This is a genomic window from Propionivibrio pelophilus DSM 12018, assembly GCF_059569095.1.
The window spans coordinates 1-13296 of record NZ_JCANUT010000035.1 but is presented as its reverse complement, the minus strand read 5'-3'; the positions used below and the strand labels follow the sequence as shown (position 1 = coordinate 13296).

16 protein-coding genes are annotated in these 13296 nt (G+C 58.6%); 10 read left to right on the top strand and 6 right to left on the bottom strand.

The genetic code is table 11. The features are described 5' to 3' along the window. Positions 1 to 8: 8 nt before the first annotated feature. Positions 9 to 1421 carry a TRAP transporter large permease gene (locus tag BO74_RS13905; RefSeq protein WP_496443001.1) on the bottom strand — a complete coding sequence of 471 codons (1413 nt, stop codon included), beginning with the start codon at positions 1419 to 1421 and terminating at the stop codon, positions 9 to 11. Continuing rightward, positions 1421 to 2008 (bottom strand): TRAP transporter small permease subunit, encoded by a 588-nt coding sequence (locus BO74_RS13900; RefSeq protein ID WP_496442975.1) that lies wholly within the window; start codon positions 2006 to 2008, stop codon positions 1421 to 1423. Before BO74_RS13900 ends, BO74_RS13905 begins: the two co-directional genes overlap by 1 nt. Positions 2009 to 2257: 249 nt before the next feature. Here BO74_RS13900 and BO74_RS13895 point away from each other — a divergent pair, with 249 nt between their 5' ends. Genes BO74_RS13895 through ribD form a run of 4 tightly spaced genes read left to right on the top strand, consistent with a single transcriptional unit; the run spans position 2258 to position 5750 of the window. Beyond that, positions 2258 to 2878 (top strand): histidine phosphatase family protein, encoded by a 621-nt coding sequence (locus BO74_RS13895; protein ID WP_496442974.1) that lies wholly within the window; start codon positions 2258 to 2260, stop codon positions 2876 to 2878. 47 nt (positions 2879 to 2925) lie between these two features. Continuing rightward, complete coding sequence (gene glyA, locus BO74_RS13890) at positions 2926 to 4176, top strand: serine hydroxymethyltransferase (protein ID WP_496442973.1); 1251 nt, start codon at positions 2926 to 2928, stop codon at positions 4174 to 4176. Between the two features lie 6 nt (positions 4177 to 4182). Then, entirely contained in the window at positions 4183 to 4650 is a 468-nt protein-coding gene (gene nrdR / locus BO74_RS13885) for a transcriptional regulator NrdR (RefSeq protein ID WP_496442972.1), read from the top strand. A 41-nt stretch (positions 4651 to 4691) separates the two neighbouring features. Beyond that, positions 4692 to 5750 carry a bifunctional diaminohydroxyphosphoribosylaminopyrimidine deaminase/5-amino-6-(5-phosphoribosylamino)uracil reductase RibD gene (ribD, locus tag BO74_RS13880; RefSeq protein ID WP_496442971.1) on the top strand — a complete coding sequence of 353 codons (1059 nt, stop codon included), beginning with the start codon at positions 4692 to 4694 and terminating at the stop codon, positions 5748 to 5750. Here the strand turns inward: ribD and BO74_RS13875 are convergent. From BO74_RS13875 to BO74_RS13860, 4 genes are read right to left on the bottom strand one after another with little or no spacing between them, the layout of a single operon-like run. After that, positions 5743 to 6492 (bottom strand): HesA/MoeB/ThiF family protein, encoded by a 750-nt coding sequence (locus tag BO74_RS13875; RefSeq protein WP_496442970.1) that lies wholly within the window; start codon positions 6490 to 6492, stop codon positions 5743 to 5745. The genes ribD and BO74_RS13875 overlap by 8 nt on opposite strands. 41 nt (positions 6493 to 6533) lie before the next feature. After that, positions 6534 to 6959, bottom strand: coding sequence for a hypothetical protein (locus BO74_RS13870; protein WP_496442969.1), 426 nt, complete (start codon positions 6957 to 6959; stop codon positions 6534 to 6536). Between the two features lie 21 nt (positions 6960 to 6980). Then, entirely contained in the window at positions 6981 to 8390 is a 1410-nt protein-coding gene (locus BO74_RS13865) for a S41 family peptidase (protein WP_496442968.1), read from the bottom strand. Positions 8391 to 8418: 28 nt separating this feature from the next. After that, positions 8419 to 9768, bottom strand: a complete 1350-nt coding sequence (locus tag BO74_RS13860; protein ID WP_496442967.1) for a murein hydrolase activator EnvC family protein — start codon at positions 9766 to 9768, stop codon at positions 8419 to 8421. A gap of 83 nt (positions 9769 to 9851) precedes the next feature. Here BO74_RS13860 and BO74_RS13855 point away from each other — a divergent pair, with 83 nt between their 5' ends. The 6 genes from BO74_RS13855 to BO74_RS13830 all read left to right on the top strand — a co-directional run bounded on the left by BO74_RS13855 (position 9852) and on the right by BO74_RS13830 (position 12909). Beyond that, positions 9852 to 10160, top strand: a complete 309-nt coding sequence (locus BO74_RS13855) for an ArsR/SmtB family transcription factor (protein WP_496442966.1) — start codon at positions 9852 to 9854, stop codon at positions 10158 to 10160. Positions 10161 to 10233: 73 nt separating this feature from the next. After that, on the top strand, positions 10234 to 10653 hold the full coding sequence (locus BO74_RS13850; RefSeq protein ID WP_496442965.1) for a rhodanese-like domain-containing protein: 420 nt from the start codon (positions 10234 to 10236) through the stop codon (positions 10651 to 10653). 20 nt (positions 10654 to 10673) lie between these two features. After that, positions 10674 to 10925, top strand: coding sequence for a glutaredoxin 3 (gene grxC / locus BO74_RS13845; protein ID WP_496443000.1), 252 nt, complete (start codon positions 10674 to 10676; stop codon positions 10923 to 10925). Between the two features lie 48 nt (positions 10926 to 10973). Then, positions 10974 to 11423: a protein-export chaperone SecB gene (gene secB / locus BO74_RS13840; RefSeq protein ID WP_496442964.1), complete on the top strand. Its 450-nt coding sequence runs from the start codon at positions 10974 to 10976 to the stop codon at positions 11421 to 11423. Between the two features lie 56 nt (positions 11424 to 11479). Continuing rightward, complete coding sequence (locus BO74_RS13835; RefSeq protein ID WP_496442963.1) at positions 11480 to 11920, top strand: SH3 domain-containing protein; 441 nt, start codon at positions 11480 to 11482, stop codon at positions 11918 to 11920. 2 nt (positions 11921 to 11922) lie between these two features. Then, the gene (locus BO74_RS13830) at positions 11923 to 12909 is read left to right on the top strand and encodes an NAD(P)H-dependent glycerol-3-phosphate dehydrogenase (RefSeq protein ID WP_496442962.1); all 987 of its coding nucleotides are present in this window, start codon (positions 11923 to 11925) and stop codon (positions 12907 to 12909) included. The last annotated feature ends 387 nt before the right edge of the window (positions 12910 to 13296 follow it).

Sequence of the window (13296 nt, the reverse complement as noted above, 5' to 3'; positions counted from 1 at the left end):
CCGCTCTGTTATTGACTCGGCACGGCGTCGTACTGGTAGTCCATGACAGGTACTTCGATCTTGATCGTGTTCACGTCGACCACCGGTCCCTTGTCGATACTGAAGGTGACCATTTGCGGGAACGCGATGATCAGGGCGACCATCAGCAGTTGAACGAAAACGAACGGAATCGCGCCCCAGTAGATGTCGCTGGTCTTCACCGACGCCGGGGCTACCGAGCGCAGGAAGAACAGGGCGAACCCGAACGGAGGGTGCAGGAAGGATGTTTGCATGTTGACCCCGAGCAGCACCCCGAACCAGATCAGGTCGATTCCCATCTTTTCGGCAACCGGGCCGAGCAGCGGCACGATGATGAACGCCAGTTCGAAGTAGTCGAGGAAGAAGGCCAGCACGAACACCAGGATGTTGACGACGATCAGGAAACCGATCTGCCCGCCGGGAAGGTTGCCCAACAGGTGTTCTACCCAGAGGTGGCCGTCGACACCGTAGAACGTCAGCGAGAAAACCCGCGCTCCGACGAGGATGAATACGACGAAGGTTGTCAGCTTGGCGGTACTTTCCATCGCCTGTTTGAGCAGGGTCAGGTTCATCCGCTTGCGCACGATGGCCATGAGCAACGCACCCGACGCGCCCATCGCGCCGCCTTCGGTCGGCGTCGCAATGCCGAGGAAGATGGTGCCGAGTACCAGAAAGATCAGCAGCAGCGGCGGCAGGAGGGTGGTGATGACGCGCAGCAGGAGCTTCGTGCCGCGCAGCGTGCGCGCCTCGGGCGGCAGAGCAGGAACCCAAGCGGGCTTCACGATCGCGACGCCGACGACGTAGCCAACATACAGCAGCGAGAGGACGATGGCCGGGACAAAGGCGCCGGCGTACATGTCGCCGACCGATTTTCCGAGCTGGTCGGCCATGACGATCAGCACTAGCGAGGGCGGGATGATCTGGGCCAACGTTCCCGAAGCGGCGATGACGCCGGTGGCGATCCGCTTGTCGTAGCCGTAGCGCAGCATGATCGGTAGCGAGATGAGGCCCATCGAGATCACCGACGCGGCGACAACTCCGGTCGTGGCCGCCAGCAGGGCGCCGACGAAAATGACCGCGTAGCCTAGACCGCCGCGTATCGGTCCGAACAGTTGACCGATCGTGTCGAGCAGGTCCTCGGCCATGCCGGAGCGCTCGAGAATCAGCCCCATGAAGGTGAAGAACGGTACCGCGAGCAGCGTCTCGTTGGCCATGACGCTGAAAATGCGGTCGGGCAGCGCCTGGAACAGCTGCGGTCCCAGCAATCCCAGTTCGATGCCGAGCAGCCCGAATACGATGCCGTTGGCCGCAAGCGCAAAGGCGACGGGAAATCCGAGGAGGAGGAATGCGACCATCGACACAAAAATGATCGGTGCCATGTTGGCGATCAGGAACTCGGCCATCACGCTTCACCCTTCCTTGCCTTGATGGCGTTCATCAGTTCCTCTTCGTGACTGGGTGCCTTCTTCTTGTCGGTCGGGTCGGGACACAGTCCCTGAAGAAAACCGAAGCGTTTGATCAGCTCGGACAATGCTTGCAGGATGAGCAGGAAGAACCCCACTGGCACCATCAGGCGTGCAGGCCAGATGATCAGTCCGCCGGCGCTGTTGGACATCTCGCCGGACTCGAGCGCGGATACAAATACCGGCCATGAAAGCGTCATGATGACGATGGCCATCGGCATCAGGAAGAAGAGGATGCCGAAGATGTCGATCCAGGTTTGTGCCTTTTTCGAGAAGCGCCCGGAAATCAGGTCAATGCGGACATGCTCGTTGCGCAACAGAGTGTACCCGCCGCAGAGGAGGAAGATCAGGCCGAACAGGTACCACTGGATTTCCAGCAGCGCATTTGAACTGAAATTGATCGAATAACGCATGAGGGCATTGCCGGCGCTGATCAGCACCACGATCAGCACCAGCCAGATGGCCAGCTTGCCGATACGTTCCGTCAGCGCATCGATCCGGCGCGACAGTTTGAGGAGGGCGTTCACGGGAAAAGTCCTTGTTTGGTGTCAGAATTCCGGGTGGCGATTGTTTGCATCGGCAGGACAGCGGATGGATCGCACCCGGAGACTCGACCGGGCGATGCAGCGTCCTTGTGGGATTCCTGACCCTGCCCGGTCGGCAAACAGGGGCGAAATTATCGCATAGCTCGGCCGGTGAAGCTATTCGGCAGGTCGTGTGACAAAGGCATACCGCCTTGTTGTGGAAGGTTTTTTTATCTGAAGAGAACAGGAAGAATGGCAAGGATCTACTTCATCCGTCACGGCGAGACGGAGTGGAATGTCGAGTTGCGCATGCAGGGGCATATCGATCGGCCGCTCAACGCCAACGGTCTGGCCCAAGCGGAGGCGCTTGGCCTGCGTTTTCGCCCGGAAGGGACGGCGGCGATCTATTCGAGCGATCTCTGGCGCGCCAGGCAAACCGCAGCTCCTTTGGCTTGCGCCCTTGGCCTGAGCGTGCGGCACGAGCCGGCGCTGCGCGAGCGCAATTTCGGCCGATGTGAAGGAATGACGATCGGTGAAATCGCGCAAGCCTTCGCGACAGAAGCTGAAGCGCTGGAGTCTGGTGACCCCGAGCATGTCCCGCTGGGTGGGGAAAGCCGGCGGCAGCATCAGGAGCGTGTGCTCGTTTGTGTCGATCTGCTGGCGCAGAGTCATCCCGGTCAGACGATCGTCGTGGTGACTCACGGTGGCGTGCTGGATGTGATTTATCGGCGTGCCCGTCACTTGCCGCTGAGCGCGCCGCGCGACTATCCGATTCCCAATACAGGAATCAGCCGAATCGCCATCGAGAACGGGGAATGGGCGATCGAAAGCTGGGCCGATACGGCGCATCTGGATTGTCAATCGCGGGATTGACCGCGTGATACAATCCGCTTCCTTTCAATGGCTTGTGAGGAAGAACGATGTTTTCGGCAAAAGATACCCTGGCAAAAGTTGATCCTGATCTCTGGAAGGCGATCGAAAGCGAAAATCGCCGCCAGGAGGAGCACATCGAGCTGATTGCCTCCGAGAATTACGTCAGCAAGGCGGTGATGGAAGCGCAGGGATCGCAGTTGACCAACAAGTATGCCGAAGGCTATCCCGGCAAGCGCTACTACGGCGGTTGCGAATACGTCGATATCGCCGAGCAGATCGCCATCGATCGCCTCAAGGAGCTGTTTGGCGCCGATGCCGCCAACGTCCAGCCGAATTCCGGTTCACAAGCCAACCAGGCCGTGCTGATGGCCTTCGCCAAGCCGGGCGACACGATCATGGGCATGAGCCTGGCCGAGGGCGGCCATCTGACCCACGGGATGCCGCTGAACATGTCCGGCAAGTGGTTCAACGTTGTCGCTTACGGTCTCAACGAAAAGGAAGAGATCGATTACGACAAGATGGAAGCGCTGGCCCGCGAGCACAAGCCGAAAATCATCATCGCCGGGGCTTCCGCCTATTCGCTGCGCATCGATTTCGAGCGCTTCGCCACGGTCGCCAAGGAAGTCGGTGCGATCTTCTGGGTCGATATGGCGCACTATGCCGGCCTGATTGCTGCCGACTGCTACCCGAATCCGGTGCCTTTCGCCGATGTGGTGACCTCGACGACCCACAAGACCCTGCGCGGCCCTCGCGGCGGCGTGATCCTGATGAAGGCCGAGCACGAAAAAGCCATCAACTCGGCGATCTTCCCGGGCCTGCAAGGCGGTCCGCTGATGCATGTGATCGCCGCCAAGGCCGTCGCTTTCAAGGAGGCGCTGACTCCCGAGTTCCGCGAGTATCAGGAGCAGGTGGTCGCCAACGCCCGCGTACTGTCCCGCGTGTTGTCGGAAGAGCGCGGACTGCGCATCGTTTCCGGACGCACGGAGTCGCATGTGTTCCTGGTCGACCTGCGTTCGAAAAACATCACCGGCAAAGAGGCTGAAGCGGCCTTGGGCAAGGCGCACATCACCGTGAACAAGAACTCGATTCCCAACGATCCGCAGAAACCGATGGTCACGTCGGGCATCCGCATCGGCACGCCGGCGATGACGACACGCGGTTTTACCGAGATCGAAGCGGAAACGGTCGCGCATCTGATCGCCGATGTGCTTGAGGCACCGAATGATGAAGCGGTGCTGGCGCGGGTGCGTGCGGATGTGGCGGTGTTGTGCAAGAAGTATCCGGTCTACGGAGCCTGATAGCACATGCGCTGCCCATTCTGCGGGGCGTCCGATACGACGGTCGCAGATACGCGCATCAACGAAGACGGCGACATTGTGCGTCGCCGTCGGCGCTGTCTTTCGTGTGACAAGCGCTTTTCCACCTACGAGCGGGCCGAGATCCGCCTGCCGCAGGTGGTCAAAAAGAACGGATCGCGTGTCGATTTCGACCGCGAGAAGCTGGCTGCCAGCCTGTGGCTGGCGTTACGCAAGCGGCCGGTGAAGGTCGAGGCCGTCGACGCGGTCATCATGCGCATCGAGGAGCAATTGCTGACCTTGGGGGAGCGCGAAGTCCCCTCAGAAAAAATCGGCGAAATGGTCATGCATGAACTCAAGAAGATCGACAAGGTGGCCTATGTGCGTTTTGCGTCGGTCTACCGCAGTTTTGAAGACGTTGACGAATTTTCCGATCTCGTCAAGGAAGTGTCGCGTCCGGGCCAGCGGCGCGTCTGACTGATTTTTCCTCCATGTTCAGCCCGGCTGATCACGCTTTCATGGCAAGGGCGTTGCGCCTTGCGGAAAAGGGGCTTTATTCGACCACGCCGAATCCGCGCGTGGGCTGTGTGATCGTCAATGACGGAACTGTTGTCGGTGAAGGTTGGCACCGCAAGGCTGGCGAGGCGCATGCCGAAGTCGAGGCGTTGCGTGTCGCCGGTTCGGCGGCGCGCGGCGCTACTGTTTATGTGACGCTTGAGCCGTGCAGTCACCACGGGCGCACGCCGCCCTGTGCCGCAGCCTTGATCGAGGCCGGCGTCGCGCGCGTTGTGGCCGCGATGGAGGACCCCAATCCGCAGGTCGCGGGACGCGGCATGGCCATGCTCGTTGACGCAGGGATCATCGCACCGTGCGGGCTTCTCGCGGCGGAAGCGGGTGAACTCAACGTGGGCTTCGTGTCGCGCATGTCCCGGGGGCGTCCGTGGGTGCGGCTGAAACTGGCGGCCAGTCTCGACGGAAAGTCGGCGCTGCTCAACGGGGTCAGCCAGTGGATTACCGGACCGGCGGCGCGGCAGGACGGCCACCGCTGGCGGGCTCGAGCCTGCGCTATCCTGAGCGGTATCGGCACCGTGCGCGACGACGATCCGCAACTCAACGTGCGCGGGGTGGCGACGGAGCGCCAGCCGCGCAAGGTGGTTGTTGATTCCCGGTTGGAGTTATTCCCCGAAGCCCGTGTGCTGGTTGGCGGTGATCTGCTGGTGGCGACGGCTGCTGAAAATGAGGAAAAAGCGACCCTTTTGCGTGCCCGGGGCGCCGAAGTGACGCCCTTCCCGGATGGCAACGGCAAGGTGAATCTGGCTGCTTTGATGGCAGAACTCGCGCGGCGCGGGGTGAACGAGGTGCACGTCGAAGGCGGTGGCCGGTTGAACGGCGCGCTGCTAGGGGAAGGGCTGGTCGACGAATTGCTACTCTATCTTGCGCCGTGTTTGATTGGCGACAAGGCGCGGGGCATGTTCGATATGCCGGAATTGGCTTCTCTCGGCAGCAAGCAGCGGCTCGCCGTTCGCGACATGCGAATGGTTGGCACCGATCTGCGTGTCGTGGCCCGTCTTATCTGACGGCACAGACTGCGCAGTGCGGATCCTTGTGGAAGCGCACGCTGCGCCATTCCATCGTCAATGCATTGAGCAGCAACAGTCGCCCGTGCAGGGTTTCGCCGGCGCCACAAATTACCTTCAAAGCTTCGGCGGCCTGCATTGCGCCAATGATTCCAGTGAGCGGGGCGAAGACTCCTGTTACTGCGCAACGTAATTCTTCGACATTCTCCCCTTCGGGAAACAGGCAGTGGTAGCAGGGCGATGCGGCATCGCGCGGATCGAAGACGGAAATCTGGCCGCTGAAACGTACTGCCGCTCCCGATACCAATGGTGTGCCTGCCTCGACGCAGGCGCGATTGATGGCGTGGCGTGTCTCGAAATTGTCGCAGCAGTCGAGCACTACGTCCGCATCGGCAACGAGTTCTTCCAGCTTTTTGCCGGATAGCCGTTCGGCGATCGGCGTGACGATGATGCCCGGATTGATTCGGGCGAGCGTTGCGCGCCCGGAAAGCGACTTGGCGTGCCCGATGCTTTCATCCGAGTGAAGTAGCTGCCGCTGCAGATTGGTCAGATCTACAGTGTCGCCATCGGCCAGGGTGATCTTCCCCACGCCCGCGGAAGCCAGATACATGGCCGCGGGTGACCCCAGGCCTCCTGCTCCGATGATCAGTGCTTTTGCGTCAAGGATGCGGGCCTGGCCTTCGACGCCTAGTTGATCCAGCAAAATGTGCCGGCTGTAGCGGAGCAGCTGTTGGTCGTTCATCGTGTTGATGCACGGAAGAGGGTGACTATACGAAATGTTTTCTATTTGTACTCGCGCCATTCCGGCGGAGTGTCGTCGTGGTCGCCGTGCGGATGCCGCTCCCACGCTTGAGTGTACGCTTCGTTTTGCGAGCGCTTGAGAAGGCGCGTCGGCGCATCGAGATTATGGATTTCTGTCTCTTCGATATAGTAGATCAGTGCGCGAACCAGCTTGTTGAACAAGGAGCACTCCAGGTGGAAGCCCTTGTCCGTCAGGGCTGATTCCAGCTCTTCGAGCGAGTGGTCATGCAGGTCATAAATGGCGTCGACCGAGGTGCCGTCGAGTCCCGGCTTGATTTCCAGATGGGCGAGTCCGCCGAGGAAACTCATCGCTTCCGGCGTCTGGCCGGGCGGGAATTCCGCGAAGCGTATGGTGCGTTCCTTGCGGATCGGCGCCGGCTTTTGGGGTGCTTCGGGTGGACGTTTCATGTCATTCCCCCGCGGAAAAGGCTATTTTCCCTGCATGATTTGCAGCCCCTTCAGCAGGTTGACCGCCTGGTTGAGCTGGTAGTCCTTTTTCGACGCTAACTCACGTCCCAAGGGCTCGAAGGTGTCCTCATCGCCTTCCTTGTCCGGGCTGGGCTTCGGCGACTGCAGCGTCTTGCCTTGCGGCTTTTGCTGCGGCGTGGCCTCCTTCGCTTTTTCTTCCTCCCGGAAGTTTTCGAGGTGGTTTTCCAGGTCGGCCTCACGCAACCGTGCGGCTGAGGTCCCGTTGGGCGTTTCCTCGACGACGATGTCGGGAACGATTCCCTTCGCCTGGATCGATCTGCCGGACGGAGTGAAATAACGAGCAGTCGTCAGCTTGATGGCCGTGCTGCCCGGTAGAGGAATGACGGTTTGAACCGATCCCTTGCCAAAACTCGTTGTCCCCATGATGACAGCGCGCTTGTGGTCCTGCAGGGCTCCGGCGACGATCTCGGAAGCCGAGGCTGATCCTCCGTTGATCAGGACTACCATCGGCACCTTGAGCGCTTCGAGCGGCAGGTTCTTGATGAAGTCTTCGCGTGAACCGCGCAGGTAGTCTTCCGGTTGTACGACGTATTGATGTTTGGCGTCCGGGACGCGCCCGTCGGTCGATGTGACCAAGGCTTTGGGCGGCAGGAATGCCGCGGATACGCCAATCGCCGCGTTAAGCAGTCCGCCCGGGTCATTGCGCAAGTCGAGAACCAGTCCCTTCAGCGTGCCGGACTGATACAAGTCGCGCAGGTGCTTGACCACCGATGGCGCCGTAGTCTCCTGGAACTGGGTAATGCGCAGGTAGCCGTAGCCTTCCTCCACCAGCTTGGACTTGACGCTTTGAACCTTGATGACCTCGCGGGTCAGGGTGATCTCGATCGGCTTGGGTTCGCCCTTGCGCAGGATCGACAGCTTGATCTGGGTCTTGGGCTTGCCGCGCATGCGCTTGACGGCATCCGATAGCGTCATTCCCTTGACCATTTTGTCGTCGAGCTTGAAGATCAGGTCGCCCGCCTTGATCCCGGCCCGGTAGGCGGGGGTGTCCTCGATCGGCGAAATGACCTTTACCAGGCCATCCTCCATGCCGACCTCGATACCCAAGCCACCAAACTCCCCTTGCGTGCCGACCTGCAAGTCCTTGAAAGCATCGGCGTCGAGATAGGACGAATGCGGGTCGAGGTTGGAAAGCATGCCGCTGATCGCGTGGGTGATCAGCTTCTTGTCTTCGATCGGTTCAACGTACCCCTGCTTGATGGCGTTGAAAACCTCGGCGAATGTGCGCAGTTCCTCGATGGGGAGGTTGGTGCGGACGTCCTTGTCGGCCATCGCTGAAAACTGAAGACTGATCAGGATGCCTCCCGCCAGACCGGCAAAGACCAGACTTGCTTGTTTCAACTTGCCCATGTGCAAATGCTCCGTAAAAACGCCGTCGTCATCTCAGGTTGGCCCATTGCAAAGGGTCGATCGGATTCCCCTGATGACGCAACTCGAAGTATAAACCCGATTCCGGGTTGCCACCGCTGTTCCCGACAGTGGCAATGGCGTCGCCGCCATGCACGCTGTCTCCAACCTGTTTCAGTAGTGAATCACTGTAACCGTAAATTGATAGATACTGGCTTCCGTGATCGACGATCAGCAGGTTTCCGAAACCCCGCATCCACTCGGCGAACACGACCTGCCCGCCGGCGATGGCCTTGATGTAACCGCCGGCTTCAGCCCGGATGAACAATCCTTTCCATGTTCCGCCTTCCTGTCTTGGGCCGCCGAAACGGTTGGCGACGACTCCTTTTACCGGCAGGCGAAGACTGCCTCGCAGCTTCGAGAAGTTTCCTTGCGGCATCGCTTCGGGGGTTCTGTCGTTGGCGATTTCGTTAGTGGTGCGCTGCTTGCTCGGCAGAGCATCCTTTCCCTGTCGGGCGACTTCACTACGGGGGGGGGCTGACGAAGCTTTTCGCGCAGCAATAATCTTCGAAAGTTTCGCGACCAACTGGGATAGCTGTTTCTCGTCCCTTCTCAGGTTTCCGATTTCCTTGCGTTGTTCGCTAATTTTTGCGGAGATTTTTTCGAGCACGCTCTTGCGGTGCAGGCGTTGAGCAACCAGCTTTTCGTGATGCTCCTTCTGATCGTTAGCGACTGTGGCAAGTTCGGCCGAACGGTCGCGCGTACGCTCAGTAATGCTTTTTTTCCTTTCGAGGAGCTTCTCCGTTTGCTGAAGCAGTTGTCCGTTTTCCTTTCCGACGAGCCCTAGATAATAGAGGTCGCGCGCCACCTGGCTTGGGTTTTCGCCGCTGAGGAGAAGGTGGAGGGTATCGGGGTGTCCCTGTACGTAGCGGCGATAGGCTAGCTGTTCCAGTTGGGATTTGGTCGACTTGAGTTGGTTTTCCAGTTCAAGCGATTCTTTCGCGAGTTCTTTCAACGTCTCTTGAACTCTGTTGCGCTGAAGGGAGAGGGTAACGAGTTCGCGTTGTGTGGAGGATATGTCACGCTCGATTCCACGGAGTTGGTCTGTCGCACTGGCCCGTCGGCCTTCCTCTTTCGACATTTCCTTGCGCAAAGATTCGATCTGGGAACGCAACTCTCGAAGATCACTCCTCTTTTCCGTAACATCGGCCTTGGAGGGCGATCTGAGTGCATTCTCGTTGCCGCCTTGGGCGAAGGAAGGTAGGCCAAACGTGAATAGCGCAGTTGCGACGAACGTGATTAATCGCCGTGGCGTTATCTGGCGTGAAGCCGTACGTGAGTCGAAGTGGGAGAGGGCGTCGGAGTGAAAGGGGTCGTTCATGCGTTCTTCCGGGCGGCGTGTTCCGCCCTCGTGATCTCGAATTATTCTATAATGATTTTTCTATTTATCGAGTGTCAGTCAACGTGGCTAAACAAGTTAACCTGATCGACAAGCAGGAGCATATAGAGCTTGCGGCACGTGCCCTCAAGTCGATTTCGCATCCTTTGCGCCTGAAGATTCTGTGCGTTCTGGGTGACGAGGAGGCTTGTGTGCAAGAGATTGTTGATGCCGTAGGAACGTCGCAAAGCAATATCTCCCAGCATCTGGCAATCCTCCGTGACAAGGGGGTGCTGGTGACACGAAAGGATGCCAACCGTGTGTACTATCGTGTCGGTGATGCGCGCATCCTGCAGTTGATTGGCATGATGCAAGACGTCTTCTGCGGGACGTAGTTGTTTTCAAGAGGCAGCGCCCTCTACGTTTGTTGTTCTTCATTTCGCCGCTAATTAACATTTGGAGCTTCGTTTGGAATTTATTCAGCAAAATCTGCTTCTCGTGCTGCTGGCCGTCGGCAGTGGTGCGGCACTGGTGTTTACCTCTCTGCGTCGCCCGGGGGGGCGTAATGGAGTGAATCCGACGCAGGCAACCTTGCTAATCAATCGTGAAAATGCCGTGGTGGTGGACGTTCGCGCTACCGATGAGTACGTTGCGGGCCATTTGCCGGATTCGCGCAATATTCCTCTGGAACAACTCGAGGAGCGCGTTGGTGAACTCGACAGCAAGAAGGAAGTGCCGCTGATACTGGTTTGCCAGACGGGGGCGCGTTCTTCCGGAGCGTGCAAGCAGCTTGAGAAGCTGGGCTTTACACGGGTCAACAACCTCGAAGGCGGCATTGCCGGCTGGCGGTCGGCTGGGCTGCCGCTGAAAAAGGGAGCGAAGAAGTGAGCGCCAAGCCTCTTGTACTCATGTACTCGACGGCGGTTTGCCCCTATTGTGTTCGCGCGGAAAATCTTTTGCGCGCGCGCGGTGTTGTAGCAATAGAAAAGATAAGGGTCGATCTTGACCCGGAGCGGCGTGCCGAAATGCTGGAGAGGACATCGCGCCGCACCGTGCCGCAAATTTTTATCGGCGATTTTCACGTGGGGGGGTGTGACGATCTGATCGCGCTCGACCAGGCGGGAAAACTCGTTCCGATGCTCTCCGGTGGTCCGGAATAGAGTTGTATCCGGTTCGCTGTCCATTCCACTTCCATCCAGAAAACTACCATGACTGAACAAGAAGCCCCGTCGTTTGCTATCGAAAAACTCTATGTCAAAGACTTGTCTTTGGAAGTTCCGAATGCACCTGCCGTTTATCTTGAGCGTGAGGCTCCGGAAATCGGATTGCAGCTACAGACTGGCGGGTTAAAGGTTGGTGACGATATTTTTGAGGTGACACTTACTGCCACCGTCACTGCAAAAATTGGAGAAAAGACCGTTTATCTGGTCGAGGTAGGGCAGGCGGGCTTGTTCCGCATTCGAAACATTCCGGAAGAGAATCTGGAGCCACTGTTGGCTATTGCCTGTCCGAATATCCTGTTCCCGTATGTCCGCGAAGTGGTCTCGGATTCGGTAACCCGTGCCGGCTTTGCTCCTGTAGTGCTTCAGCCCGTTAATTTTGAAGCCATGTACGCGGCACGCCAGCAGCAGGAGGCGGAGCCGGCTGCGACTGCTTGAAACATGGTGTAAGGGATTTGTTTGGGGTGTCGGAAGGGAGGAGCGTGGGAGTGAGCATGGGGCGATTGTTGTTGGCGATGTTGTCATGTGCGGCTTGGGTTCCTCTGTCGGCCCTTTCTGTCGAGTTTCGCAGCGTTGAGACTGCTGCGGTCCTGTACGATGCGCCGTCGCAGCGAGGCGTTAAGCTTTTCGTAATTCGTCGCGGGACGCCAGTGGAAATCGTGGTGAGCCTCGAAGGGTGGGCAAAGGTGCGAGACTCCGAAGGGGGGCTCGCATGGATCGAAAAGCGTTACCTTTCCCCGAATCGTTCGGTAGTCGTGAAAATCGGACAGGCAGAGGTCCTGAAGAAGGCCGAGGATGGTTCGGATCGCCTCTTCTCGGCGGAGCAGGGCGTTGGATTGGAGTACCTCGACACACTTCCCGGCGGTTGGATCAAAGTGCGCCATCGCGCAGGCCAGGAAGGATTCGTGCGCGCAGGGCAGGTCTGGGGGTTCTGAGGGTGAGAGTAACCGTCGTTGGTGCGGGTGCCTGGGGGACTGCGCTTGCTATCGCGCTGAATGGCCGACATGCCGTGACGCTCTGGGCGCGCGAACCGAATGTCGTACAGGAGTTGATTGAGCGGCGCGAGAATAGCCGTTTCTTGTCGGGTATTGTCCTGCCCGAGTCGTTGCGGATAGAAGGTGATCTCGGGAGGGCGGCAGCTGATTCCGAACTGCTGATTGTGGCAGCTCCGTTAGTGGGTTTGCGTGACACCTTGGGGAAGATCCGCGAAGTCACGGTTTCTCCGCGTCTGATCTGGGTGTGCAAGGGGTTCGAGCCCGGTAGTGGGAAATTGCCGCATCAGGTTGTGGAGGAGGAGTTTGGTGTCATCCCCTGTGGGGTCCTGACCGGACCCAGTTTTGCGGAAGAAGTTGCGAAAGGATTGCCGACGGCAGCAGCCTTGGCTTCACGGGATGGCGCCTTCGCGCAAAGCGTTGCCGCTGAGCTGCATGGGCCGCGGCTTCGTCTATACGCCAATGATGATCTCGTCGGGGCGGAAATTGGTGGCGCGGTGAAGAATGTGATGGCCATCGCTGCTGGAATCAGCGACGGACTCGGCTTTGGTTATAACGCTCGTGCCGCGCTGATGACGCGAGGGCTAGCGGAGATGGCGCGCCTGGGCGTTGCCCTGGGCGCCCAACCGGCTACCTTTATGGGGCTCGCGGGGATGGGCGACTTGATCCTGACTTGTACCGGAGACCTGTCGCGTAATCGGCGCGTTGGGCTGGAGTTGGCAAGAGGGCGATCATTGCAGAATATCCTTGCAGGCCTTGGTCACGTGGCCGAAGGTGTCAGTACGGCGAAGGAAGTCGTTCGGCTCGCCGCCTCGAAAGGGGTTGATATGCCGATTACCACAGCGGTGGACTCGATTCTTCATTCAGGAGAGTCGGCCGTCGATGTTGTCGAGCGGTTGCTGAGCCGCGATCCGAAGACTGAGCGGGGTTGACGGTACTATTCCCGGGGTGGGCGGGATTTTTCGCGGCCTTTTTAAACTTTTTTTGCTTTAAGTGTTGACGTCTCGAATTTGGTCTGTATAATGCGCATCTTTCGTTGCTTCTGAGCGACGGAAAGTGGTTAAGAATCAATGTGTTGGGCGTTTTTTGTGGTGTGTTTTGTTTTTTAGGCATCTCAAAAAAAGGTTGACACGGTTTTAAAACGCTGTATAATTCGCCCCTCGCTGATGAGGGCGAGGCAAGAAAGGCAGCAAGTTTCTTGCTTAATTGATCTTTAAAAACTGGACGATTGATAGGTGTGGGTTTTTGATCGGGTTGCGATCTGCGTTGAGTAGATAGCGAAAAGATTGAAGGCTCGCACGATGTAAAGAAGTCTGTGG